The sequence below is a fragment of the Micromonospora arida genome (genome assembly GCF_042873195.1).
Lineage (GTDB): Bacteria > Actinomycetota > Actinomycetes > Mycobacteriales > Micromonosporaceae > Micromonospora > Micromonospora arida.
The window spans coordinates 98,729-123,609 of record NZ_JBIALC010000002.1; the positions used below are offsets into that span (position 1 = coordinate 98,729).

Here is a 24,881-nt window from a genome sequence, read left to right on the forward strand (position 1 = left end):
ATATGACCCACAGACATCACGCTCAACAGACCACGACACCCCATGCCGGGTTCACACTGATCGGCCGCCGCCGCCCGTATCGCCGCCGCTCAGGACCGGAGCAGGTGCAGCTGGGACTGGTGCTTCGGCAGGTGCACCCGGGTGTGCAGGTCCAGGGTCCGGGACCAGGGCAGCGGTTCGTCGACGATGAGGTCGAAGCCCTCGCGTAGGTGCGTCTCGACCGGGGTCTCCGCTGCCAGGCCGAGCTGGTCGACCAGCCCGCACAGCCGGTCACTGGTGCCGTGCAGCAGCGCGGTCAGGCCACGCAGACCACCCTGCTCGGCGGCGAGCGCGTCGAGCTGCGGGCGGTGCATGTCCTCCGCCAACTCGTAGTAGGCGAACGGCGACCCGGCCAGCAACGCCTCGGTGGCCTGGATCATCAGCTCGTCGTTGGCAACCAGATGCGCGACGATCTGCTCGGCACTGAGCTGACCCTCCGGAGCCGGACCGAATCCGCCAGCGTCGACCTCCGCGAACAGGGCACCGTAGGCCCGCCGCAATCCCCCGCTCTCCATCCCCCCAGTCAACCCGCCGCGGCGGGAGTTAGCGGCGGGATTGGCGGGAGCGGAGGTAGTCGCTCACCACGTACTCGCCCAGGTCGTCGGTGTCCGGGGTGAACATGCGGCCCCGGCTGCGGCGGGCCACCGCGTCGACGAAGCGCCGCAGGCCCGGGTCGTCGCCGAGCATGAACAGGTTGAGCGTGGCACCGTAACGGCTCAGCCGGTCCACCTCGCGGACCGTCGCCTCGATCGTCTCCGGCAGCGGCGGCCAGTGGAACAGCGCCTCCCCGTCGTCCGGGTCCAGGTGCGCGGTCGGCTCTCCGTCGGTGACCACCAGGACGATCGGCTCGGCGTCCGGGTGCCGCCGCAGGTGCCGGCCCGCCAACCGCAGCGCGTGCTGGAGGTTGGTGCCCTGCTCCATGTCCGGCTCCACGGCCGCCAACTCCTGCTGGGTGAGCGCCATCGCCTCCCGGCCGAAGCCCACGATCTGCAGGGCGTCCTGTGGGAAGCGCGTCTCCATCAGGTGTGCCAGCGCCAGCGCCGTCTGCTTCATCGGCCCCCAACGACCCTGAGAGATCATCGAGTACGACAGGTCGACGCAGAGCACCACAGCGGCCGAGGCCCGCCTCTCGGTCTCCACCACCTCGAAGTCGTCCACCGCGAGCTGCACCGGGACCGTCGGTCCGGCCCGGCTGACCGCCCGGGTCAACGTCCGGACCACGTCCAGCGGTTGCTCATCGCCGTACTGCCAGGGCCTGGACGCGCCGCTGACCTCGCCCGCCGCACCGGCCGAGCGCAGGTCGTGCTGGCCGCGTGGCCCGGCGGTCAGCTCCGCGAAGACCTGCCGCAGCGCGGTCCCGCCGAGCCGACGCAGCGCCTTCGGGCTCAGTGTGAGCCCCTCCGCGTCCCGGCTGACCCAACCCTGCCGGCGCAGCTCCCGCTCCAGATCGCGCAGCCGGCGAACGTCGTCGGCCGCGTCCCGGCCCAGCGTGCGCGCCACCGCATCGACGTCCACGTCGTCGAGGGTCGCCCCCGGGTGTTCCTGGTCGAGCTGGTCCAGCAGGTCGTCCAGGTCGCCGATCTCACCCAGCGCGCCGGCCGCGTCGGCGTAGTCCAGCGGCTGGTCGCCCCGGACCCGCTCGCCCCGCCCCCAGCGCAGATCGGGTCGCAGCGCCCGCAGGTTCGCGTCGAGCGCGGACAACTCCCCCGCGAGGCGGTCGCCGAGCGACTGCTGCATGAGGCCGGCCAGCTCGGAGCGCTGCCGCTCCGAGAGCGAGTTCATCAGCCGCTCGCCGGCCGCCGCCCGGCGGGCCAGCACGTCGATCAACTCGTCGACGTTCTCCGGCTTCTCCGGGAAGAAGTCGCCATGTCGGCGCATGAACTCGGCGAACGCGTCGGTGGTGTCCTCCGCGCGACCGTGCCGGGCGAGCAGGTCGTTCAGGTCGCCCATCATCTCCGCGAGCCGCTGCTGGGCGGCCGGGTCGGCGGAGGCGCGCACCGCGTCGCGCAGCCCGGCGAAGCGTTGACCGAGCACGTCGTCGCGGAGTTGGTCGAGGATCTGCTGGTACGAGCGGCGGGCGTCGTCGCTGGCCCACTGGTAGCCGGACAGCTCCTCCACCGCCCGCGCCGTCGAGCGCGGCAAATTGTCCAGCACCGCCTCGGCGAACCGCGCGGCGTCGTCGTCGCGACCCCGCAGCTCGTCCCGCTCGGCGGCGAGGGCCTGGTCGAGCAGGGCCTGGGCCCGGGTCACCGCCCCGTCCAGGTCGCCCCTGCGCAGCGCCTCCCGGCGCAACCGCCGAGCCCGGGCGGCCAGGTCGTCCAGGCCACCCCGTCCCTGCGGCCCACGGCGCAGCAGGTCACGCAGCGCCTCCCGCAGGCTGCCGCCGGCCAGCACCTCGGCACCGACCGCGTCCACCGCCTCACGCACGTCGTACGGGGGTGCGAGCGGGTCGGGCCCGCCGTTCCACTGCCCGTAACGGAACCGGTTGCCGGCCATGGTCAGCCCCGGCCGCCGTAGACGGTGCGCCCCGAGTCGGTGACGTCCTTGCCGAGCCGGCGGGTCAGGTGCAGCCCTTCCAGCACGAACTCGACAACGGCGGCAGCCTCCTCGGAGGTGGGCGCGTCGCCCAGGTCGAGTCGGTCCAGGACCTTCGCCAACCCGGGTACGGTGCCGACCTGGCGCAGCAGCTCCGCGGCGCTGACCAACTCGCCGGTCTCGATCGCGGCGCCGTCCTCGACCAGGGCGGTGAACCCGGACAGGTCCAGCCCGGCCAGGTGGGCCCGGAACGTCTCGGCGGTCGCGGTACGCAGCAGGTGCGCGAGGATCTCGGTCTCCCGACCCTCCTCGCCGCTCTCGAACTCGACCTTGCCGCGCAGCGTGCTGGTCACCGACACCGCGTCACCGACGCGGGCGACGGCGGCCTCGGGGCGTCCCTCCGGGGTGCCGGAGGCGGCGAGCAGACCGGCGCGACGCAGCGCGGCACCGGCGACCGTCTCGGCGGCGGCGATGGCGAATCGGGCGGAGACACCGGAGCGCGGGTCCACCGACGGCGACTCCCGGACGGCGCGAGCGAAGCGGGCCAGCACCTCCAGCACGTGCTCGGGCACCTCGGCGACCAGGTGGGCCTCCTGGCGGATCAGCGCCAGCTCCAACTCCAGGTCGACCGGGTAGTGGGTGCGGATCTCCGCGCCGAACCGGTCCTTGAGGGGGGTGATGATCCGGCCCCGGTTGGTGTAGTCCTCCGGGTTGGCGCTGGCCACCAGGAGCAGGTCCAGTGGCAGGCGCAGCTGGTAGCCGCGAACCTGGATGTCCCGCTCCTCCAGCACGTTGAGCAGCGCCACCTGAATACGTTCGGCCAGGTCGGGCAGCTCGTTCACGGCGAAGATGCCCCGGTTGGTGCGCGGCACCAACCCGAAGTGGATGGTCTCCGGGTCGCCGAGGGTACGACCCTGGGCGATGCGGATCGGGTCGACGTCGCCGATCAGGTCCCCGACGCTGGTGTCCGGGGTGGCCAACTTCTCGCCGTACCGCATCGAGCGGTGCAGCCAGCCGATCGGCAGCTCGTCACCGGCCTCGGCGACCTGGGCGACCGACGCCGGGGTGAGCGGGTGCATCGGGTGCTCGTTGAGCACCGAGCCGGGCAGAACGGGGGTCCACTCGTCGAGCAACGCGCCCAGTGAGCGGATCAGCCGGGTCTTGCCCTGGCCGCGCTCGCCGAGCAGCACCATGTCGTGCCCGGCGAGCAGGGCCCGCTCGACCTCGGGCAGCACGGTGTCGTCGTAGCCGACGATGCCGGGGAATCGGGTCTCGCCGGAACGCATCCGGGCGAGGAGGTTGTCGCGGAGTTCCTGCTTGACGGTGCGGTACTGGTGACCGGCCGCCCGAAGCGCGCCGAGCGTGCCGGGCAGGTCGGCCGGTGGAACCGGGATTACCGGAGTAGGCGCAGTCACTCGACCCACGCTAGCTCACATTCGCAGGGGTGCCCCGGGCATCAGGGAGCACCCCCGCTCCCACCCTCAGCCCCGGTCGCAACGCCGGCAGGTGCCGCGGCGGCGCAGGTGGTACGCGTAGGTGGCCGCGCCGAGCGCCACGCCCCACAGCGGCCAGAGCAGCATCGGTGCCCCGGTCATGCTGAACCCGCCGGTCACCCGCCAGAACTCGGGATTGCTGAGCAGCCCCAGCGAGGCCGCGGTCACGGAGACGGCGACCAGGGTGGCCGGCACCACGGCCAGCTTCACCGGCACCCGACGGCCGGCGAGCCCGAGCATCCAGCGCGGGAAGCGCTCGCCCCAGCGTTGCACCAGCCCGAGGGTGAGGATCGCGCCGACGGTGGCGAACGCGGCCAGCCCGAACCCGGCCCAGACCAGCCCGGTGTCCTGCATCTCGGTCAGGAACTCGCGGGAGATGCCGAACGGGATGCCGGCCGCCCAGGCGAACCGGGTCAACGCGTACGTCAATGGGATGGCCGCGGCGATGCCGGCGGCCCACCGGCCCCAGCGGGTGGCGGCGGCCGGGGTGGTCCACCCCTGTGCGGTGTCGGCGCGGCCGCAGCCGACGCAGGCCCCGGCGGTACGCCGCTGCCAGGCGAGCACCGCCCCGGCGAGCAGCAGCCCGCCGGCCAGCGCCGCGAACCGGGCGAACAGCGCCCAGTTGAAGACGTCGGAGTAGTCGATCGGCGGCCAGCCGAACGGCGCCCCCACGATCAGGATCGGCAGGTAGCCGAGGACGATCAGCACGCGGACATCCGGCACGACCAGGACGAACACGAACGCGACCGCCCAGCCGTAGCCGGCGAGCAGCGCCCGCAGCGGGCCGGGCGGACGCGCCGCCGGGCGGCTCATGGCCAGGGCGGCCACCGCGGCGGTGAGCAGCACGCCGGCGAAGAGCGGGGTGGCCACCTCCACCGGCACCAGGCGCAGCAGGCTGACGTCGCCGCCGTGGTGATCGTTCGGGCCGAACGGGTAGCCGGCGCCGGTGAGCGTGCTGATCAGGGCGAGCACGCCCCACAGGCCGAGCCAACCGGCGGCCAGCGGGGCGAGCCGGTCCGGCCAGCGGGAGTCGGTACGGGGTGGGGAGGCAGTGATCGTTGTCATGCTCTCAGCCTCGACGGACAGCCGCCGGATTCCCTCCCGGCCGGCGGTGAACCCGCTCCCCCGGTGGAGGGACCGATCAGCCGGACGGGGTGACGAAGCCGGACTCGTAGGCGGCGATGACCGCCTGCGTACGGTCGCGGACGCCCAGCTTGGCCAGCACGTTGCCGACGTGCGTCTTGACCGTCTCCACCCCGACCACCAGGTGCGCGGCGATCTCCGGGTTGGACCGGCCGGTGGTCATCAACCGCAGCACCTCGGCCTCCCGTTCGGTGAGCCGGGCGGCGCTCAACCGGTCGCCGCCCGTCGGCCCGTACGCCCCGACCAGTTGGCGGATCGCGGTCGGGAAGAGCAGTGACTCGCCGGCCGCGACCACCCGGACCGCCTCCACCACCTCGGCGGGCCGGGCCCGTTTGAGGAGGAACCCCGAGGCGCCGGCGCGCAGCGCCTCGTAGACGTACTCGTCGTTGGCGAAGGTGGTGACCACCAACACCCGGGGCGGGTCGGCGGAGGTCGCGAGCAGGTGCCGGGTGGCCTGGATGCCGTCGATACCGGGCATCCGCACGTCCATCAGCACCACGTCGGGCCGGTGCCGGGCGACCAGCGGTGGCACCTCGGCGCCGTCCGCGGCCTCGGCGAGCACGTGCAGGTCGGGTTGGGCGTCGATGATGGCCCGCAGTCCCACCCGGATCAGCTCGTCGTCGTCGACGATCAGCACCCCTGTGGTCATGTCGTCTCCTCGTACGGCAGGCGGGCCCGGATCAGCCACCGGTCGCCGTCGGGGCCCACTGTGAGCCGGCCGCCAAGCAGCAGCACCCGCTCCCGCATGCCGTCCAGGCCTCGACCGCCTCGCCCCCGCCGGCCTCGGTCGGGGTGGCGCACCGCGTTGACCAGCTCCAGCTCCAGCGCGTCGCTGTGCAGGTCCAGGCGTACCGTCACCGGCCCGTGGCCGTGCCGGGCGGCGTTGGTCAGTCCTTCCTGGACGATCCGGTAGCCCTCCCGGGAGACCACCGCGGGCACCCGGGCCGGGTCGCCGGCGCGTTGCGCGTGCACGGTCAGGCCGGCCGCGCGGGCGTCGGTGACCAATCGGTCCAGGTCGGCGAGGGTACGCTGCGGCGCCACCACGGGCCGGTCGCGTCCGTTCTCCCGGAGCAGCCCGAGCACGTGGTCGAGGTCGTCCATCGCGGTCCGCCCGACGTCCTCGATGGCGGTGAGTGCCCGCCGGACGAACTCGGGGTCGGTGTCGAGGACCTCGCGGGCGGCCCCGGCCTGGAGGGTGGCCACGGTCAGCGCGTGCCCGACCGAGTCGTGCAGCTCGCGGGCCAGCCGGTTGCGTTCGGCGAGCCGGGCGGCCCGTGCTTCGAGGGCGGCGATCCGCTCCGCCTGAGCCGGGCCGAGCAGCACCGGTGCCATGGATCCGGCGAGCGCGCCGAGCCCGGCGACGGCGTAGCCGAGAACCACCAGCAGGAGCACCCCGGCCAATGTCAGCCAGCCGCTGTCCTGCCCGTCCAGTGGCCCGAACTGTTCCCGGCTGGTCAGCTCGGTGCCGATACCGAACTGTTGGGCGATGAACGCCAGCGCCATCGGCAGGGCACTGAACAGCGCGATCATCACCAAGGCGCCGACGATGAGGTGGGTGGCGATCCAGAGGGCGCTGCGCAGCCGGGTCTCCCGGTCGCCGTGGTGCCCGGGCGCGGGTTCGGGCAGGTCGACGCCGAGCAGGGCCCGGACGGCGGCGATCTCCAGGGCCCGGCTGCCGTCCAGCAGCAACGGGACCACGGCGATCAGCACCGCGATGAGCAGCAGGACGTAGACCAGTGGGCGCGGGATCGCCGAGTCGGCGAGCAGTTGGGCGAAGGTCACCGCGAGCAGCCCGTACGGCAGCGCCAGCACGCCGCCGAGCAGCAGGAACACGCCGCGTCGCCAGGTGGTGCCGGCGACCAGCGGGGCCAGCACCGCTCGGAGGGTCACCTCGTCATTCTGCGGCCCGGACGGGTCCCGCCGACTCCCCCGTGCCGGGGAGATCTCAGCGGTGGTCGGCGACGTACTGCTGCGGGTCCTTGTCGCGGAACGGAAGGTTGCGCCCGTTCTTGTGCTCGCCGTAGAAGGTCAGCCAGCGTTGGCCCAACTCGGCGCGGAGTTCGGTGCTGGCGTGCCGGCGGAAGTCGGGCAGCGCCTCGTCCTCCTCTTCGGCGAGGTGCTCGCTGTTCTCCCGGCGGGCGGTGCCGACCGCCTCCCACCACTGGTCCGAGCCGACCGGGTGCAGTTTCGCCTCGGCGACGGCGTCGCGGATCTTGTTGTGGTCGCCGATCGCGTCGGCGGTCTCGTCCTCGCCGTCGTCGCCGTGCTTGACCAGGTGCGGGTAGAGGATCGCCTCTTCCGCCTCGGCGTGGATGTCCAGGTGCAGGGCGAGGGCGTCCCAGATGGCGAGCATCTCCTGCTCGTCGCGGGCGTCGTCGAGGCGGGCGAAGCCACGCCGGAAGGCGGCGTGGTCGTCCAGGATCAGCGCGGTGATGTCGTCCACTGTGCTCACTTTCCGGTTGGTTTGCCGATCCGGGCACGCAGCATCGCCGGCATCGCGGCGAGCCCGGTGATCGGGCGGAAGCGTTTCGCGGCCTCGGCCAGCGCCGTGTACTCGTCGTCGGCGAGGTCGATGTCGGCGGCGGCGGCGTTGCGTTCCATCTGCTCGACCCCGGACGCCCCGGGGATGGCGAGCACGTTCGGGTGGCGCAGCAGGTAGGCCAGTGCAATCTGGCTGGGAGTGGCGTCGTGGGCGTCGGCGACCTGGCGCACTGTGTCGATCAGGGCCGCGCCGCGTTCCAGGTTCTCCGGCAGGAAGTACGGGTTGGCGCGCCGGACCGCGCCGGTCGGCGGGTTCCTGGCGTCGTAGCGACCGGAGAGAAAGCCCTGCGCCAGCGGGCTGTACGCGATGACCACCCGACCGGCCTGCCGCGCGTACGGCAGCAGGTCCTGCTCGGGTGCGCGGTCCAGCATGCTGTAGCGGACCTGGTTGCTGAGCACCCGCCGGCCGAGGGCGGCTTCGGCGACCTGCCAGCGGCGCAGCCCGTAGTTGCTCACGCCCACCTCGCCGACCAGCCCGACGTCCTGCAGGGTCCGCATGCCGCGCATTGTGGTGTGGTCGGCGACCAGCGGATTGGGCTGGTGCACCTGGTAGAGGTCGATGCTGGTGACGCCGAGCCGGGCCGCCGAGGCGACCGCCCGCTGCTGCACCACAGCAGCCACCGGCAGCACTGGCAGGATCTTGCTGGCGATCACCACCTTCGGCCGGTCGTCGCCGAGGGCCGCGCCGAGGATGCGTTCGCTGCGCCCGAAGCCGTAGATCTCCGCGCTGTCGAAGACCGTCACGCCCAGCTCGACGGCCCGCCGGACGATCTGCGCCGCCCGCCGTTCGAAGTCCGGGCCGTACCCCCATTCCCGGGAGCCGAACTGCCAGGTGCCCAAGCCGATCTTGGACAGCGGTTTGGGGGTGTCGAGCGCAATGAAACGCATGGCGTCGAAACTACCCCGATGTCCCGGTTTCCACGCCCGATCCGCATCACGCTGAGCCGGAGCTAGGCTCATGATCGTGACCTACCTCGCCGCGGATGACCGCTACGACACCATGACCTACCGGCGCAGCGGGCGCAGTGGCCTGCGGCTACCGGCCGTCTCGCTCGGGCTGTGGCACAACTTCGGCCCGGACCGCCCGTTCGAACGGCAGCGTGACATCGTGCGCCGCGCCTTCGACCTGGGTGTCACCCACTTCGACCTGGCCAACAACTACGGCCCGCCGCCCGGTTCGGCGGAGGAGAACTTCGGCCGGATGCTCGCCACCGACCTGAAGCCGTACCGGGACGAGTTGGTCATCTCCAGCAAGGCCGGGTACCTGATGTGGCCCGGCCCGTACGGCGAGTGGGGCTCGCGCAAGAACCTGATCTCGTCGCTGGACCAGTCGCTGGGCCGGATGGGGCTGGACTACGTCGACATCTTCTACTCCCACCGATTCGACCCGGACACCCCACTTGAGGAGACGATGGGGGCGCTCGACGCCATCGTCCGCTCCGGCAAGGCGCTCTACGTCGGCATCTCGAACTACAACTCGGAGCAGACCACGCGGGCCGCCGCGATCCTGCGCGAGCTGGGTACGCCGCTGCTGATCAACCAGCCGTCGTACTCGATGCTCAACCGCTGGACCGAGTCCGACGGCCTGCTCGACACGCTGGAGCAGGTCGGTGCGGGCTGCATCGCGTACAGCCCGTTGGCCCAGGGCCTGCTGACCGACCGCTACCTGGGCGGCATCCCGGCCGACTCGCGGGTTCGCACCAGCGTCTTCCTCAACGAGAGCGACCTCAGCGAGGAGAAGATGGCCACCATCCGTGGGCTCGGCGCGGTCGCCGAGCGGCGCGGCCAGTCCCTCGCTCAGCTCGCGTTGGCCTGGGCGCTGCGTGACCCGCGGATGACCAGCCTGATCATCGGGGCGAGCAGCGTCGAGCAGTTGGAGACGAACATCGCCGCGCTGGACAACCTCGACTTCACCGCCGACGAGTTGGCCGAGATCGAGCGCCACCTGGGCTGAACGCCGCCGGGTCCCGGGCGGGGCGGATCACCAGATCCGGCGCCGCCCGGCCCGGTGGTTGCGCACCTCGCACTGCCGGCCCACCGGCGCGGCGGCGCCGCGACGTCGCCGTCCGGCACCGATCAGCAGCAGCGCCAGGACCAGCACGACGGCAGCGCCGGCCAGCACCGGCCACCGGCCGTCGAGGTTGGTCACCGACGCCACCGGCACGCCCGGGTCGGCCGCCGCCGCCACCGCCGGCTCGGTGGCGGCCGGTCCACTCGCGGCGGTACGCGGAGCAGCCGCCGCGCTCTTCGTCGCGCCGGCTTTCCCCGGGGTGGGGGTGGCCGCGGCACCGGTGGACTTGGCGCCACGGAACACCACGTCGGAGCAGGAGTAGTAGGTGTCCGGCGTGTTGGAGTTCTGCCAGATCGTGTAGATCAGGTGTCGACCGCTGCGGCCCGCCGGCAGCCGGCCCGCCAACTGGTACGCCCCGGCCCGCACCGGCGGGTCGGTCAGCGTCAGAAACGGGCGCGACTCCAGATCCGCCCAGGTCAGCTTCTTGCGGGGGTCGTAGTCGGGCGTGGTGACGTAGAGCCGGAAGGTGCCCCGGTGCTCGATGGTGGTCCGGTACCGGAAGGTGAACTTCGCGCCGGTGGTCAGCGTGGTGCTGGGCCAGTCGGTGCGGGGCAGGTCCAGCCCTCGGTAGGCGGACAGCCCGCCGCTGCACAGCTCACCGTCCGGGATTCGTTCCCGATCTCGCCCGTTGATCGTGGAAACGCGCACGTTGTCCCATTCGCGGACCGCCGCGCCGGCCTGGATCGCCGCCCGGCAGGCGCTGGTGGCCGCGTACCGCCCCTCGGGGCCGCAGGCCGCCGCGCGACTGATCGGGTCGGTCGGGGCACCGTGGGCGGCTGCGGGTGTGGCGGCCAGGGGCACTGTCGCGGCAGCGACCAGCACCGTGGCGAGGAGCCGGCGTACGGGCATGAGGATGACCTCCGCCCACTGGTACGGCCGAGGGACGGCAAAGGTTCGACGCTGACCGGCCGGGAATCCTGCGGGTGGGCGTGGCGTTTCGATACTCGGAACCGCTTGCACCGAGGAGGCAGACATGAAGGTACGTAGCTCGTTGCGTGCACTGAAGCAGAAGCCGGGTTCGGTGGTGGTCCGCCGTCGCGGCCGGGTGGTCGTGGTGAACCGCGCCAACCCGCAGTGGAAGAGCCGGCAGGGCTGACCCCCAGCCCTTACCGGACATCTAGTCGCCAACGCCCTGACCGGGTCATCCGGTCGGGGCGTTTTGCGTGTCCGGGTATGACCGACCGACCCGGAAGATAAGAAGAGCAGCCCTTTTCCGGGAGTGCTTTTCCGGTCCCGGGCCGTAGGTCGCGCGTGCTTGGCGATGATCGCTCAATCACGCCTGTTCATTGTCGCTGCGACCGCCCGATGGACCGCTTGGGCAATTGTCGGGTCGGAGAATCTGACACTCGCGATGCGTTCCGCGCGACGCAGTTCCGAACCGATTCGGAGTGGATGCGTCGATTGCAGGATGTCGCGTATCCATCGCTCAAGATCCGCTTCGTCCACCGGAGGACTCCCAGACCGCGCGGCACCCCCGGTCGAAGATAGACGCCAGCTGGCCTCATCGCCACTCATTAATCCCCCATGCCCGTCACAGCCGAGCTGAGCTGCTCAAATGCCGCCCGAGTCGCGGCTTTGGCGATCGGGCTCGACACCAACCCTGGCAGCCGACAGCGGTAAGTTACCAACTCGTGACGCGCGAATTTCAGATGATGGAAATTCCATATCCCATTAGACCGATAGGCATTGCGGTATCTCCGAGAGGGCGCTCGACAACCCCGTCCCGGGCCTGACGCGGGCAACGAACTACATCGAGGAACGACACTTCCCTTTGCGCAGCTCGGAGGCATGCTGATCGGTGTCGGCAACCATCGGGGGGTTGACTTGCCGACGGAACATCGATAGGAATTTTAAGTCGCCGAAAACGGGGGGAAGCATCTATGCGTATTACGTGCGGAGTAAAACTCACTCAGAGCGGGGGCGTCGCCCTCTTCCAGGACGACGTGTTGGAGTTCAACGTCGAGGCGCAAAAGCTGGAGAACAACCGCCGATACAGCGACGTGGACGATCTCACGCTGATCGCCCGGATCCTGGGCGACTACGGGTACAAGATCTCCGACGTCGACCAGTGGGCGCTGGACGGCTGGGACGGCGCCGTCCACGGGCAGGCCCACCGGCTCAACAACGGCAACCCGGTCGACGTCCGGCTGGCGCCCTACCGGGAGACCGAGCGGGTGCCGAATCCAGCCCAGCCGGGCCACCGTGGCGAGTTGCCCATCGGCGACGCCACAGTGCCGTACGTCAGCCACGTGCACGTGGCGAGCCACCTCGCCGCCGCGTACAGCACCAGCCCCTTCGCCCGACGGGGCGAGCCGAGCCTCGTCCTGGTCTGGGACGGCGGTTGCTTCCCCCGGCTCTACTCGGTGGACAAGGACGGCCGCATCGAGCCCGGCGGCGAGGTCTTCCCGCTGATCGGGCACTTCTACTCAATGGCCTCGCAGCACTTCGGGCCGTACCGCCGCGACAAGCTGTCCCGCAACGTCGACGACCTCTCGGTGGCCGGGAAGCTGATGGCCTACATCGCCCTCGGCACCGCCCGGGAGCCGATCAAGCAGGTCCTCGGGGAGCTGTTCCACGAGCACTTCGAGGCCAACAGCCCGGCCGTCCGCAAATACCGGGAGGAGATCATCGGTTGCGGCAGCACCGGCGAGCCCTCGCATGCCTACGTCCACGCCTATCTGGAGGACGTCCGTCGGCGCACCGACCAACTGGGCGTCGCCGACGACGACGTGCTCGCCAGCGTGCACGAGTTCATCGAGGAGCTGCTCGTCGAGCGACTCGTGGCCAAGGCCGAGTCCTGGAAGGGCAACGGCCCCTGGAACCTCTGCTTCGCCGGCGGCTGCGCCCTGAACATCAAATGGAACAGCGCCATGCGGGCGCACAAGGCCATCCGCGAGATGTGGGTGCCGCCCTTCCCGGACGACTCGGGTTCGGCCGTCGGCACCGGCGCCATCCTGGTCAGCGGAGAGCAGCGACTGGCGCCGATCTCGTGGAACGTCTTCGCCGGCCCCGACCTCGTGCACAACTCGCACGTTCCGGCGGGCTGGACGGTGGCGCCATGTCGCCCGGAGGAGCTGGCCCGGCTGCTGCACCGCACCGGTAAGCCGGTGGTGGTCCTGCACGGCCGTGCCGAGTTGGGCCCTCGCGCACTCGGGGCGCGCAGCATCCTCGCCCCGGCGGTGGACCCGGCGATGAAGGACGAGCTCAACCGGATGAAGCGTCGGGAGAGCTTCCGGCCGGTCGCACCGATCTGCCTGACCGACCACGCTCCGACGGTCTTCGACCCGGGCACCCCGGACCCGTACATGCTCTTCGACCACCGGGTGCGCCCCGACTGGGTGGACCGGATCCCGGCGGCGATCCACCTCGACGGGACCGCCCGGTTGCAGACGGTCAGCGCCGAGGACAACCCGATGCTCGCGGCCGTCCTGCGCGAGTACCACAAGTGGAGCGGGATCCCGGTGCTCTGCAACACCAGCGCGAACTACAACGGCCGCAGCTTCTTCCCCGACGTGGTGTCGGCGATGGAGTGGGGCCAGGTCGACCTCATCTGGAGCGAGAACGCGCTGTACCGCAGAGTCACCTCGTCGGACGCGTCAGCGAGCGTCACCGGCACCGGTGTCAGCTGACATCCGGCGTCCGCCGGAGGGTACGGACGTCGGCGCGCCACCGCGCCCCCCGCTGCGGGAGCCGGCGTTCCGTACCCTCTGGCTGGGCGACCTGGCCGCCCGGTCGGCACACCAGATCACCGCCTTCGGGTTGCCCCTGCTGGTCGTGACGTTGCTGGCCGGCAGCGGCACCCAGGTGGGGTTGGTCGGCGCGGCACAGTTCGTGCCGGTGCTGGCGTTCTCCCTGCTGGTGGGCACCTGGACCGCCCGTTCCTCGCTGCGCTGGATCCTGGTCACCGGCAACGCGGCACGCGGCGTCGTGCTGTTCGGCATCGGGGCCCTGGCCGCCACCGACCGCCTGGTCTTCACGACGCTTTTGGTGGGCGCGTTCCTCATCGGCTCGGCGGCGGTGCTGCACGACATCGGGTCCCAGGTCACCGCACCCCGGTTGCTCGACGGCGACCGGCTGGTCGCCGGCAACGGTCTGTTGCAGGCCACCACGTCGGTGACCCAGATGGCCGGGCCGGCGGCGGCGGGTTTCATCGTGCAGTCCGCCGGCGCCTCCTGGGCCGCGGTGGTCACCGGGGCACTGTTCTGCGCGGCGGCGATGGCGATGGCGACCCTCCCCGCTCGGGCGCTGCGGCCGGCGACCGACCGGGGCGACGCGCCGACGATCCGGGCCGGGCTGGCCTACGTCTGGCGGAGCCGACCGATCCGGGACCTGTGCGTGCAGTCGGCCCTCTTCAACCTGCACGAGCAGGCCTTCGCGACGGTCTTCCTGGTATACGGCGTGCGCACCCTCGGGCTCTCCGGTGGCCTGATCGGCCTGGTCATCGGGCTCGGCAGCGTCGGGGCGCTGGTCGGCTCCCTGGTCGCCGGGCGGGTCGGGGCCCGACTGCACCTCGGCCGGGCGCTGACCGTCTCGATCACGGTCGCCGCGCTCGGGTTGCTGCTGGTGCCCGGGCTCGCCGCGGCCGGCACGGCGACCGTGCTGCTCGGCGCGGGCTTCGTCATCAACGGGGCGGCTCTGGCGGTCTACAACGTCCTGGCGGTCACCGTACGGCAGCAGGTCCCCCCTCCCGTCCTGCTCGGCGCGGTGACCGCGAGCTACCGCATCGCGGCCTTCGGCTCGCTGCCGGTCGGGGCGCTGCTCGGCGGGGTGTTGGCCGACCTGGCCGGGGCGACCACGGCGGTGTGGGTGGTGGCCGTCTCGCTCACCGTCTCCTCGCTGCTGCTGTACGCCTCTCCGCTGCGCAGGGCGGCCCAACTGTCCGAGGTGCGGGCCCTCGCGGGCACGACAACTCGGAAGGAACGGTCCATCCGGCATGGCGACTGACGTGACCGACGGCATCGGCGCCGTCGACGAGGAGACCTGGGCCCGGCTGGCCGCCGACGCCGAACCCGACGCGGCCCACGGCTACCTGCTGTTCCGCGAACGGCTGGAGCCGGGCACCGCGCTGCTGGTCACCGCCGACGACGACCGGGGGCCGGTTGCCGCGATCCACGCGGTCACCGCCGTGGCCGGGACGGGCCTGTTCAGCCACCCGTGGAAACTCCTCACCGAGGAACAGTTCCTCCGGCTCACCCAGGACGACGACGCGACCCGGATCCGCGCCGAGCACCGGGCCCTGCTCGGCGCGCTCGGCCCGGACGCACCGAAGTCGGGTGATCTCGCGGACTGGCTCACCACCACCGTCGGAGAGCCGCTCGTCGTCCGCACGTACGACCGCAGTCCGCTGTTCACCGCCCCCGACGTCGACATCACCCGGCGGCGGCAGGCCGGCCGGGAGGTCGTGGCGACCCTCCAGGACCTGGTCCGGCAGGGCCGCGCCGCAGCGGTGGTCCTGCCGTACGTGGCCGTCGACGACGAGCTGCTGCGTGGCCTGCTGGAGGCCGCCGGCTTCGTCCGGGGCTCGGTCACCGCCGCGTCCGCCCTGCACCTGGAGGGCTACCCCACCTACCAGGCGTTCCTCGACGGGCAGAACGCCGAGACGCGCCGCAACTACCGACTGGCCGAGCGCGAGGTGACCCGGGCCGGGCTCCAGGTCCGCGAGGTGCCGCTGGCCGAGCACGTCGACCGGATCGTGGACCTTGAGGCACGCACCGGCGAGCGCAACGGCGCGGCACCGAACCGGCCCCAGCTGCGGGCGGCCCGCGCGTACCTGGCTGCGGTGCTCCCCGGGGCGATCCGCGTTGCCGTGGCCGGCCGGTCCGACGCCGAAGTCCTCGCCTGCACGGTGCAGATGTACGGCCGGCACGGCTGCTGCACCCTCGGCTACGGCAGCGACTACGACGTCACCGGTACCAGCGTCGCCTACCACCACCTGGTGTTCGGGCAGCCCGTCGAGTCGTGCATCCGGGCCGGCGTGCCCCGGTACCGCCTCGGGTTCGAGGCGTTCGCTCCGAAGTTCCGCCGAGGCGCCCAGGTCGCCAAACGTGAGCTGTGGCTGTGGACACCCGATGAGCGACAGCGGGAGTCGTTCGCCCGGCTCCTCCGCTTCCTCGACGAGCGCACCACCGGCCACCTGGCTGCCTACGTCCGCTGATTCCCCTTCACTCCGCGTCGCATCCGACGCACGACCACCGGGAGACCGACATGCCGCTGGCCCCTCGTGCCATGGTGATCTCGCTGCAGAAGACCGGCACCCACCTCATGCAGGGTCTGATGACCAACCTGGGGTACAAGATGGCCGGGGTGCCCCGGCCGACCCCCCGCAACACCCCGGACTTCACCGACGCGCAGCGACGTCAGATCGCCGCGCTCACCCTGTCGAAGTCCGACTACGACGAACTGCTGGAGCTGGAGGGCACGGAGGAGTACCTGCTCCGCACCCAGGAGGCCTGGTCCGCCCTGGGCTGGCACTGGCAACGCCGACTGGGCCAGCACGTCGTCAACCGGTACGGGCAGACCCGCTTCGACTTCGCCGACTCGGTGATCACCAACCCGCACCTGCCGTACTCGCGGTTCGCGGACACCCCGGCCGGGCTCTGCTGGATCTTCCATGAGCTGGACATCAGCAAGGTGGACGGGTCCTTCTTCGCCGAGTGGGTGGAGACCGCCACCCCGCCGCTGGTCTACAACTACCGCGACCCCCGCGACGCACTGGTGTCCATGGTCAACTTTCTGGAGGGGCGGACCCGCGAGGGGTACGGCAACTTCTACGAGTTCGACATCTTCCACCGCATCCTGACCTCCCTGCCGACCTGGGAGGACAAGCTCGACTACGCGATGCGGGACACGTCCTTCCTCGGGCGAGACCAGTTCGAGCGAGGGCTGTGGCTGCTGCGCCACCCCGACGTGTGCAAGGTCAGCTACGAGGATCTGGTCGGAGAGCGCGGCGGCGGGTCCCGGCAACGCCAACTCGAGGCCGTGGACCGGTTGCTGAAGCACGTCGGGTCCACCGCGGACGCCGAGGAGGTCGCCGGCAAGGTCTACGACCAGAGTTCCTGGAGTTTCTTCCGGGGCACCACCGGCACCTGGCGGGAGCGGTTCACCAAACGCAACGAGGCCCGTTTCACCGAGCTGTTCGGCGACATCCTGGAGCAGTACGGCTATGAGTGAGGCCCACGCCTTCCTGCTGCTCGGCGGTTACCGGGTCATCGCCCGCAACTGGGGCTTCCTCGCCGACCTCGCCGGTCGAGGGCTGCGGATCCTGCTGATCACCTCGGAACAGTGGCGGGCCGAAACGACGGCCGCCATGGCCCGGGGCGAGGGTCCCGGGACGTACCTCACGGACGCGGCCTTCGTCACCGGCGAGGTCGGCATCGAGGGCAGTTTCACCTCCGGTGTGGTCGCCCACGTCCAGCGCTGGCAGCAGGAGTACGACATCGTCGGGGTCTACGCCGCGGGCGAGATGCTCGTCGAGCAGACCGGGATCGTGGCGGATGCGCTCGGCCTGCCCGGGCCGGGCGTGCGCGCGGCGCGGGTGTGTCGCAACAAGTACCTGCAACGGTTCTACCTGCCGCAGTGGAGCCCTCGGCTGGTCGTCGTCCCACCGCAGGGGCGCGCCGGGCTCGACGTGGGCCCGGTGCGGTTCCCGGCGGTGTTGAAGCCCTCGGGGCGGCGGTCGAGTTCCGGGGTCCGGGCGGTGCGCGACCCCGAGGCCCTGCCCGCGCTGCTCACCGAGTACCCGGCGGCGGAGACCCTGCTGGTCGAGGAGTACGTCACCGGCGCCGAGTACTCGGTGGAGGCGGTCGTCCAACACGGTCGGATCGTCTTCGAGTCGGCGACCCAGAAGCGGACCACCGAGGACGGCTCGGACTGGTTCGTCGAGATGGCCCACACCGTGCCCGCACCTCCCGGCGCGGATCACGACAGGTTGCTCGCCGCCAACCGCGACATCGTGGGCCGGCTCGGTCTCGTCGCCGGCATCGTGCACACCGAACTCCGCCTCGACCGGGACGGCCGGCCGGTCCTGATGGAGGTGGCCGCCCGTACTCCGGGCGATGGCATCATGCCGCTCTACCACCTGGCGACCGGTCGGGCGCTCGAGCAGACGATCATGGAAGTGGCGCTCGACGAGCCGGCGGCACACCCCCCACCCCGGCGGTTCGCCCGCCAGGTCTACCTGCCCCAGCCGAGGGGAACGTTGCAGGACGTGAAGCTGCGCTGGCCGGGCATGGAGCCGCAGTGGGTGCCGGAGGGGCAGCCGTGGCCGGTCATCGCACCGGGCGAAGCCGACGACCCGCCCGCCCTGCGACACGTCATCGTGCTCAAGGAACGCGGAGCACTCCTCGGTGAGCTACGCGAATCCGGTGACCGTGGGGTGACGTTCCTGATCGACGCCCCGACCCTCGACGACCTCGACGAACTGGAACGTCAGGTGAGCGCGGCGATCGACATCATCGTGGATCCCTGACCACCACCGCCGGGCGTCCACGACAAGACGGTGGTGGCGCGACGGATCGACTAGGGTGCTTCGAAGATCGCCCCGATGAGGAGGAACCAGTGTTCATCTTGGAGCTGTCCTTCGGCGACGAACCCGACCGGCTCGCCGCCCGACCGGCGCACCGGGAGCGTCTCCAGGCCCTGCACCAGGAGGGTCGGCTGGTCATGGCCGGGCCGTTCGCCGACGACTCCGGAGCCCTGCTGATCTTCGACGTCCCGGACGCCGAAGCGTTCGCCGCTGTCGTCGCCGAGGATCCCTATTACCGGACCCCCGGGGTGACGATCGTCAGTCAGCGGGAGTGGTCACCGATCGTCCGGTAGCGAGGGCTACGACGTCGCGGCGGAACCGCCAGCAACAGCAAAACGCCCTGGTCGGATTATCCCGACCAGGGCGTTTCTCAAGGGTGGAGCCGAGGGGACTCGAACCCCTGACCCCCACACTGCCAGTGTGGTGCGCTACCAGCTGCGCCACGGCCCCTTGCTGTCGTCCCGGTCGCCCGGGCACTGGGAAACTATACACAGACCGGCCCGCATGGTCATCTCGCGGGGGTCCCCCGCCGGGCCGGGTCAGTTGAGGGCCACGTCCGGCGGGAAGTGCGCCACGGCGGCCATCATCCCGCCCTGCCGGCGCAGCACCATCGGCCACAGGTCGTCGGGCCGGTCGACGAAGGCGTCCCCCGGCAGCCCGTCCAGCACGAACCAGGACCCGTCGGCGATCTCCTGCTCCAACTGGCCGCTGCCCCAGCCGGAGTAGCCGGCGAAGACCCGGATGCCGCCGATGCTCTCCCGCAGCCGCTCCGGGTCGACCGAGAGGTCGATCGTGCCGACCGCCCCGGAAACCTGGTGGAAACCCTTCAGCCGGCGCATCGGGTGCCGCATCCGGGCGAGGCAGATGGCCGAGTCGGGCTGCACCGGGCCACCCTCGAAGAGCACCGCCGGGTGGCGGGCCAGGTCGCTCCAGTCACCGAGCACCTCGGCCACCGGCACCTCGGTGGCCCGGTTCAGCACCACGCCGAGCGCTCCGCCCGGCTCGTGGGCGACCAGCAGCACCACCGTGCGGTCGAAGTTGGGGTCCTTGAGCGCCGGAGTCGCGACCAGCAGCCGCCCGGTCATCGACTCCATCGCTCGTCCGCCGATCGCCTGGCCCTCTCCCTGCATGCCACACACCCGTCAACCGTGAGCCCGCGCCGGGGGCCGGTCATCGACCGAATCCGCCCGCCGCATCGGGTTCAGCCGCCCTGTCAACGCCATGCCTGGCACCATAGCCTGCGTCCTGGGTGCTGGCTAAGGTCTGACCGGCGGGTGATCGGACAGTTGAGACGAAGGACTGACGCACCCGACGGCGGTGCTCCCGGTGATCGACCGATCGGGGCCACCGACGGCCGAGAAACGCCCGAAAGGTCCGTCACATCCCGATAGATTCGGCTGATCGGGAGGGCGACCGCGGTTGCCCCTGCCCGCGACACGGAGGCGGGTGGCGATGGCAACTGTCCGGGACGCGACGTACGACGTGCTCCGCACCCTCGGTATGACCACTGTCTTCGGCAACCCCGGCTCGACCGAGGAGCCGTTCCTCCAGGACTTCCCCGCCGACTTCCACTACGTCCACGCGCTGCACGAGGCGACGGCCGTCGCGATGGCCGACGGCTACGCCCAGGCCGGCGGCGTGCCCGCCCACGTCAACCTGCACACCGCACCGGGCACCGGCAACGGCATGGGCAACCTGGTCACCGCCTGGCACAACAAGACCCCGCTGATCGTCACCGCCGGCCAGCAGACCCGGGAGATGCTGCTCCTGGAACCCCGGCTGGCCAGCCGCCGACCCACCGAGCTTCCGCAGCCCTACGTGAAGTGGGCCTACGAGCCGGCCCGGGCGCAGGACATCCCCGCGGCGATGCTGCGGGCGTACGCGACGGCGGTGCAGCCACCGGCCGGGCCGGTCTTCCTCTCCCTGCCGATGGACGACTGGGCCCAGCCAGCCGACCCGCCGCCCGCGCCGCGAACGGTGGCCTCCCGGTTCGCGCCGGACCCTCAGCGGTTGGACGAGTTCGTCCGGGCGCTGGCCGGCAGCCGCAACCCGGTGCTCGTGTACGGGCCGGGGGTGGACCGCTCCGGAAGCTGGCCGGCCGCGGTCGCGCTGGCGGAGCGGCTCGCCGCGCCGGTCTGGTCGGCACCCGCCACCGAGCGGGCGGTGTTCCCCGAGGACCACCCGCACTATCGCGGCGTGCTGCCGTACGCGATCGGTCCGCTCGCCGAGGCGCTGCGCGGGCACGACACGGTGCTGGTCGTCGGCGCCCCGGTGTTCCGCTACTACCCGTACGTGCCGGGCGGGCACCTGCCCGACGGCGCGCGGCTGCTGCACATCACGGACGACCCGGACGAGGCCGCGCGAGCCCCGGTCGGTGACAGCCTGCTCAGCGACCCGGGGCTGGCACTGGCCGCGCTTGTCGAAGGGGTGCCGCCGAGCGACCGGCCGGCACCCACGCGACCGGACGCACCGCCACCGCCGGAGATCGGCACCCCGCTGAGCGCCGACGCCATGTTCGCCGCGCTGGCCACACACTGGCCGACCGACGGCGTGCTGGTCCAGGAGTCACCATCCAATCTGTCCGCGCTGCGTCGTCAGCTGCGGATCACCCGCCCGGCGTCGTACTTCACGATGGCCAGCGGCGGCCTCGGCTACGGCCTGCCGGCGGCGATCGGCGTCGCACTGGCCGAGCGGGACACCGGGCGCGGTCGCCCGGTGGTGGCGGTGATCGGCGACGGCTCCTTCCACTACTCGGTGCAGGCGCTCTGGACGGCCGCGCGCCTGGCCCTGCCGGTGGTGGTCGTCGTCCCGGTCAACCAGCAGTACGCGATCCTCAAGGCGTTCGCCGAGCTGAAGCACACTCCGGGGGTGCCCGGCCTGGACCTGCCGGGGTTGGACGTCATCGCGATCGCGGCCGGCTACGGCTGTGCCACGCAGGTGGTGGAAACCCCCGATCAGCTCGGCGCGGCGCTCTCCGCCGGGCTGCGCGCCGACCGGCCCACGGTGTTGCCGGTGCCGATCAGCACCGACGTGCCCAGCATCCTCTGAACCGAGTCAGCGCGGTCCGATCGACAGCGGGGCACCGGTGAAGACGTCCAGCACCGGCCGGCTGCCCAGCGGCGCCGCGAGGGTGACGGTGACCGGCTCCACCTTCAGCAGGGCGATGCACTCCCCGGTGGCCCGGGTGACGCCGCCACCGACCACCACGACGTCCGGCCGTTCCCACACCAGCGGCGTGATCCCGGTGTCGCACGCGCCCACGCCGAGCCGCACGGTCAGCCGGGCGCCGTCGACGGCGGCCAGGTCCTGGGCCGCCACCAACCCGTCCGGCAGCGGCCGGGCCGGCGTGGTCGGCTCGGGGACGGGGGTGACCGCCGACGGCGCGACGGCGAGCCGGACCACCGGGGTGGCCAGCTCCTTGATGGTGAACAGCCAGGCCGGCACCTGCGCCACGCCCCGGCTCGTGCGTACCGGCACGGCGCCGAACGTGACAGCGGTGACGGTGAGCGGGAGACAGGCGGTCTGCGTGCTGCTCGTGCCCCACCCGTCGGGCCCCGGTTCGACAGTCGGGCCGCCGGGGGTGGGCCGACCGGGCTGCTTCGGCCGCCCCGGGCAGGGCAGTGGGTCACCCTGGTCGAGCTGCCGGTACGCCTCGGCGGCGCTGACCAACGGCAGCCTCAACCGTCCGTCCGGGAACTGGATCTCGCCGCCGACCCGGGTGGGCGGTATTCCGACCTGCGCGCGGTACCACCCGGCCCGGAAGGCCGCCTCGGTCTCGGGGGTGAAGCCCGGGTCACCGGTGAGCACTGTCGGCCCCTCCAGCGGCACGTAGCCCGTGCGCCAGTCGGGGCCGGGTCGCCACGCCTCGGCGACCTGAGCGGCTCGCTGGTCGAACGCCTCCACGCCGCGCGTCGGGCTGCGGGGACCGGCGTCGGTCGCGGCACAGCCCGCCGTGAGCAGCAACGGGAGTACGAGCAGCAGTGCGGGCCGATTCATGTACGGTTCGACGCCTCCGCCGACCAGCCGGTTCCCGACCGGGGCTCAGGTCTCGCCACCCAGATCCGTCTGGTACGCCTCCCAGAGCAGGTCGGCACCGCGCCGCCGATGCCGGGCCAACCGCCGCAGCAGGTGCCCGGCCCGGTGTCGCAGCTCATCGGGGTGCGCCTCGGGCCGCTCCGCGATCTGCTGGACCGCCAGGATCGCGGCGACGATCGCCACGTGCTCCCGGGTCAGCAGCTGCACGCCGTGGTCCAGTCGCGGCGACTGGGTGAGCAACTCCCGGTAGAGGCCGGTGGGACCTTCGGTGACCCGGACGTGCTCGGCGAAGCCCTGGCGCACCGGACGCAGCCGAAGGAGAACCTCTTCGCGCCAGCGCGGCTCGGTGTTGGCGACGGCGACGGCCCGGCCGAGGGCGTGCACGTCACCGGTGAGGCCGGCCGGGCGCGGCGCGCCGGGTAGACCAATGGAGTGTGGATCGGCGGGGAGCCCCGCCGGATGCGCGACGCGCGGTCGGGCGACGACTGACGGCTGCTGGACCGGACCGGTGACCATGGCACCTCCCGCGCGGCGGCGCTGCTACCCCATACCGCGATGGTGAGGCTGCTCGGCCCGCCCTGTCCAGGGCCCTGAGCCGTCTCATCTGCCCCGTCCGGCCCAATGACCCCACCAGCCACGCTGGTACGGCCCCGGCGCCGCACGGGCCTCCTGGGACGTACGACCGCCTCAGTCCGTCGACGGGCGCTCTGCCAGCCGGCGCAGGTGGTCGGCCACGGCGTGCGCGTCGCCGGCCCGCTCGTCGCCCGGTCGACCCGTCGTGATCGCCTCGGCCAGCGCCCGCAGCTCGGACGGCGGCAGGACGGGCAGCCCCATGCCGCGCAGTGGGATGGTGACCCCCCGGGCACTCCCCGGTGCGGTCGCGAGGATGGCCCGCGCCTGCGGTTCGCCGGCCGGACCGTCGTCGTCCGCCTCGCGGTACGACACCGCGCCGGACTCGATCCGGGCGGTGGCGAGGTCGACGGTGCGGGTGCGCAGCGCACCGCGTACCCGCACCCGGCTGCCGTACAGCCAGGCGGCCGTGCGGAGCACCCGCAGCACCAGGAAGAGGCCGAGCAGGACGAAGGGCAGGCCACACAGGCCGACGAACGGGCTGGGACCGGACTGGTTCGGGTCGGCGGAGTCGCTCAGCCCGGGCGGCAGCAGCCCCGGTGGCAGATCCCGAGCCTCCTCATAGGAGGCGAACGCGTCACCCGGGCCGGTCAGCCGGCGCAACAGCCCGTCGGCGACGAGAGGCAGTGCCACGAACGCAGCGCCCACGGCCGTGAGCAGGACGCCGAACACCACCGCCACGACGCGCTGGCCGGGCGACGCGCCGACCGACAGGCGCAGCTCCTGGTTGGTCACAGGGGGCAGCGTAAGACCCCGCGAACAACGAAGCGCCCCGGCTGGTGGGCCGGGGCGCTTCGTTCGAGGTGGTGGAGGTGCCGGGAATCGAACCCGGGTCCTTCGCCGGTTTGTCAGGGCTTCTCCGAGCGCAGCTCGCTGTGCCTCTACTCGGCCCCACCGCTCACGCGAGCAAGTTGGTGTGACGGGCCCAGTCGCTGATTAATCTCGCCGCACGGACCCCGCGACCGGGTCCGATTGGCCAGCCTCCTAGCTGATGCCGGCTACTGGGACGAAGGCGTTCCCAGGCCGACAGACTTAGCTACTCGCCTCAGGCGGCGAGAGCGAAGTCAGCGCGATTTTGCTTGGCGCTTATAAGTTTCCGACGACCGATTCTCGAGACGACGTCGGCTTCCTCGGCTCGCTTCCCCTGTCGCTGCGTACGAAGTCGAAACCAGTCACCCCCTCGACAGGCCGCCGATGTGGCGGCACTGACAAGACTAACGCCTGCCGCAACAGCTTTCATCCCGAGCCCCGGGCCGGCACGCCGACCCGGACAAACAGGATGAACTAGTCGTCCATTCCCTTGCCGCGTCGACCGGACACCCGGGCGATCTCCCGGTCCGCGTCCCGCTTGGCGAGGTCCTGACGCTTGTCGTACGACTTTTTGCCCTTGGCCAGGGCGATCTCGACCTTGGCCCAGCCGTCCGAGAAGTAGACCTGCAACGGGACGATGGTGAAACCGCCCTCGCGGGTCCTGCCGAGGAGCTTGTCGATCTCGCCCCGGTTGAGCAGCAACTTGCGGGTACGCCGGGGCTCATGGTTGGTCCAGGTGCCCTGGGTGTACTCCGGGATGTGCATCGCGTGCAGGAACAACTCGCCGTCCCGTTCCTGCGCGAACGCGTCGACAAGTGACGCCCGCCCGGCCCGCAGCGACTTGACCTCGGTGCCGGTCAGCGCCATGCCCGCCTCGTACGTGTCGAAGATGGCGTAGTCGTGACGCGCCTTCTTGTTGGAGGCGACCACCTTGCGCCCCTTTTCCCGTGGCATCGGTGCCACCCCCTCTCCTGGAGTCCGCGGCCGGGTTCACCCCGGCCGGACAACCGATCATGCTACCTGAATGAGAAGGACCCTCCCGCGCCGTTTATTTCCGGCT

23 protein-coding genes, 1 tRNA gene and 1 other RNA gene are annotated in these 24,881 nt (G+C 71.7%); 9 read left to right on the forward strand and 16 right to left on the reverse strand.

From position 1 onward, the window contains the following. Positions 1 to 89 precede the first annotated feature (89 nt). The 8 genes from ACFYP0_RS07115 to ACFYP0_RS07150 all read right to left on the reverse strand — a co-directional run bounded on the left by ACFYP0_RS07115 (position 90) and on the right by ACFYP0_RS07150 (position 8,639). Positions 90 to 554 (reverse strand): hypothetical protein, encoded by a 465-nt coding sequence (locus tag ACFYP0_RS07115; RefSeq protein WP_112678956.1) that lies wholly within the window; start codon positions 552 to 554, stop codon positions 90 to 92. 28 nt (positions 555 to 582) lie between these two features. After that, the gene (locus ACFYP0_RS07120; RefSeq protein WP_124854069.1) at positions 583 to 2,535 is read right to left on the reverse strand and encodes a vWA domain-containing protein; all 1,953 of its coding nucleotides are present in this window, start codon (positions 2,533 to 2,535) and stop codon (positions 583 to 585) included. Between the two features lie 2 nt (positions 2,536 to 2,537). After that, positions 2,538 to 3,998, reverse strand: coding sequence for a sigma 54-interacting transcriptional regulator (locus ACFYP0_RS07125; protein WP_124854068.1), 1,461 nt, complete (start codon positions 3,996 to 3,998; stop codon positions 2,538 to 2,540). Between the two features lie 57 nt (positions 3,999 to 4,055). After that, entirely contained in the window at positions 4,056 to 5,132 is a 1,077-nt protein-coding gene (locus ACFYP0_RS07130) for a hypothetical protein (protein WP_356975967.1), read from the reverse strand. Positions 5,133 to 5,208: 76 nt separating this feature from the next. Further along, a complete protein-coding gene (locus ACFYP0_RS07135) occupies positions 5,209 to 5,859 on the reverse strand; it encodes a response regulator transcription factor (RefSeq protein ID WP_355494359.1) in 651 nt (216 codons plus the stop codon). After that, on the reverse strand, positions 5,856 to 7,100 hold the full coding sequence (locus ACFYP0_RS07140; RefSeq protein WP_386994976.1) for a sensor histidine kinase: 1,245 nt from the start codon (positions 7,098 to 7,100) through the stop codon (positions 5,856 to 5,858). Before ACFYP0_RS07140 ends, ACFYP0_RS07135 begins: the two co-directional genes overlap by 4 nt. Before the next feature lie 55 nt (positions 7,101 to 7,155). After that, positions 7,156 to 7,662 (reverse strand): hemerythrin domain-containing protein, encoded by a 507-nt coding sequence (locus tag ACFYP0_RS07145; protein ID WP_124854064.1) that lies wholly within the window; start codon positions 7,660 to 7,662, stop codon positions 7,156 to 7,158. Continuing rightward, complete coding sequence (locus ACFYP0_RS07150) at positions 7,659 to 8,639, reverse strand: aldo/keto reductase (protein ID WP_355577429.1); 981 nt, start codon at positions 8,637 to 8,639, stop codon at positions 7,659 to 7,661. Before ACFYP0_RS07150 ends, ACFYP0_RS07145 begins: the two co-directional genes overlap by 4 nt. 70 nt (positions 8,640 to 8,709) lie before the next feature. Here ACFYP0_RS07150 and mgrA point away from each other — a divergent pair, with 70 nt between their 5' ends. Next, positions 8,710 to 9,705 carry an L-glyceraldehyde 3-phosphate reductase gene (mgrA, locus tag ACFYP0_RS07155; protein ID WP_091393918.1) on the forward strand — a complete coding sequence of 332 codons (996 nt, stop codon included), beginning with the start codon at positions 8,710 to 8,712 and terminating at the stop codon, positions 9,703 to 9,705. A gap of 27 nt (positions 9,706 to 9,732) precedes the next feature. Here mgrA and ACFYP0_RS07160 read toward each other — a convergent pair whose 3' ends face one another. Continuing rightward, positions 9,733 to 10,671 carry a lytic polysaccharide monooxygenase auxiliary activity family 9 protein gene (locus tag ACFYP0_RS07160; RefSeq protein ID WP_356975962.1) on the reverse strand — a complete coding sequence of 313 codons (939 nt, stop codon included), beginning with the start codon at positions 10,669 to 10,671 and terminating at the stop codon, positions 9,733 to 9,735. A gap of 124 nt (positions 10,672 to 10,795) precedes the next feature. Between ACFYP0_RS07160 and ACFYP0_RS07165 the strand changes: the two genes are divergently transcribed. The 7 genes from ACFYP0_RS07165 (at position 10,796) to ACFYP0_RS07195 (ending at position 18,639) form a co-directional block, all read left to right on the forward strand. Continuing rightward, the gene (locus ACFYP0_RS07165; protein ID WP_030490864.1) at positions 10,796 to 10,918 is read left to right on the forward strand and encodes a 50S ribosomal protein L36; all 123 of its coding nucleotides are present in this window, start codon (positions 10,796 to 10,798) and stop codon (positions 10,916 to 10,918) included. 784 nt (positions 10,919 to 11,702) lie between these two features. Next, positions 11,703 to 13,451 carry a carbamoyltransferase N-terminal domain-containing protein gene (locus ACFYP0_RS07170; protein ID WP_124854060.1) on the forward strand — a complete coding sequence of 583 codons (1,749 nt, stop codon included), beginning with the start codon at positions 11,703 to 11,705 and terminating at the stop codon, positions 13,449 to 13,451. Then, positions 13,441 to 14,766: an MFS transporter gene (locus ACFYP0_RS07175; RefSeq protein ID WP_356975959.1), complete on the forward strand. Its 1,326-nt coding sequence runs from the start codon at positions 13,441 to 13,443 to the stop codon at positions 14,764 to 14,766. Before ACFYP0_RS07170 ends, ACFYP0_RS07175 begins: the two co-directional genes overlap by 11 nt. Then, a complete protein-coding gene (locus ACFYP0_RS07180) occupies positions 14,756 to 15,976 on the forward strand; it encodes a hypothetical protein (RefSeq protein ID WP_356975957.1) in 1,221 nt (406 codons plus the stop codon). Before ACFYP0_RS07175 ends, ACFYP0_RS07180 begins: the two co-directional genes overlap by 11 nt. A 50-nt stretch (positions 15,977 to 16,026) precedes the next feature. Further along, entirely contained in the window at positions 16,027 to 16,992 is a 966-nt protein-coding gene (locus ACFYP0_RS07185; protein ID WP_124854057.1) for a hypothetical protein, read from the forward strand. Then, positions 16,985 to 18,289, forward strand: a complete 1,305-nt coding sequence (locus ACFYP0_RS07190; protein WP_356975954.1) for an ATP-grasp domain-containing protein — start codon at positions 16,985 to 16,987, stop codon at positions 18,287 to 18,289. Before ACFYP0_RS07185 ends, ACFYP0_RS07190 begins: the two co-directional genes overlap by 8 nt. An 89-nt stretch (positions 18,290 to 18,378) precedes the next feature. Beyond that, positions 18,379 to 18,639, forward strand: a complete 261-nt coding sequence (locus tag ACFYP0_RS07195) for a YciI family protein (RefSeq protein ID WP_124854055.1) — start codon at positions 18,379 to 18,381, stop codon at positions 18,637 to 18,639. A gap of 84 nt (positions 18,640 to 18,723) precedes the next feature. Here ACFYP0_RS07195 and ACFYP0_RS07200 read toward each other — a convergent pair. Both ACFYP0_RS07200 and ACFYP0_RS07205 read right to left on the reverse strand, forming a co-directional pair. Then, positions 18,724 to 18,796 (reverse strand) — tRNA-Ala (locus ACFYP0_RS07200). Positions 18,797 to 18,885: 89 nt separating this feature from the next. Further along, positions 18,886 to 19,476 (reverse strand): YqgE/AlgH family protein, encoded by a 591-nt coding sequence (locus ACFYP0_RS07205; protein ID WP_030490862.1) that lies wholly within the window; start codon positions 19,474 to 19,476, stop codon positions 18,886 to 18,888. A 322-nt stretch (positions 19,477 to 19,798) separates the two neighbouring features. On the opposite strand from ACFYP0_RS07205, the gene mdlC reads away from it, so the two are divergent. Beyond that, positions 19,799 to 21,394, forward strand: coding sequence for a benzoylformate decarboxylase (gene mdlC, locus ACFYP0_RS07210; RefSeq protein ID WP_356975951.1), 1,596 nt, complete (start codon positions 19,799 to 19,801; stop codon positions 21,392 to 21,394). 6 nt (positions 21,395 to 21,400) lie between these two features. On the opposite strand, the gene ACFYP0_RS07215 is transcribed toward mdlC, so the two are convergent. The 5 genes from ACFYP0_RS07215 to smpB all read right to left on the reverse strand — a co-directional run bounded on the left by ACFYP0_RS07215 (position 21,401) and on the right by smpB (position 24,775). Then, positions 21,401 to 22,342: a hypothetical protein gene (locus ACFYP0_RS07215; RefSeq protein ID WP_356975949.1), complete on the reverse strand. Its 942-nt coding sequence runs from the start codon at positions 22,340 to 22,342 to the stop codon at positions 21,401 to 21,403. 45 nt (positions 22,343 to 22,387) lie between these two features. Then, positions 22,388 to 22,897: a hypothetical protein gene (locus ACFYP0_RS07220; protein WP_356975947.1), complete on the reverse strand. Its 510-nt coding sequence runs from the start codon at positions 22,895 to 22,897 to the stop codon at positions 22,388 to 22,390. Between the two features lie 171 nt (positions 22,898 to 23,068). Further along, the gene (locus tag ACFYP0_RS07225) at positions 23,069 to 23,746 is read right to left on the reverse strand and encodes a hypothetical protein (RefSeq protein ID WP_356975945.1); all 678 of its coding nucleotides are present in this window, start codon (positions 23,744 to 23,746) and stop codon (positions 23,069 to 23,071) included. A gap of 69 nt (positions 23,747 to 23,815) precedes the next feature. Further along, positions 23,816 to 24,191, reverse strand: a transfer-messenger RNA (tmRNA) gene (ssrA, locus tag ACFYP0_RS07230). A gap of 104 nt (positions 24,192 to 24,295) precedes the next feature. Then, positions 24,296 to 24,775, reverse strand: coding sequence for an SsrA-binding protein SmpB (gene smpB / locus ACFYP0_RS07235; RefSeq protein ID WP_124854050.1), 480 nt, complete (start codon positions 24,773 to 24,775; stop codon positions 24,296 to 24,298). Positions 24,776 to 24,881: the final 106 nt, after the last annotated feature.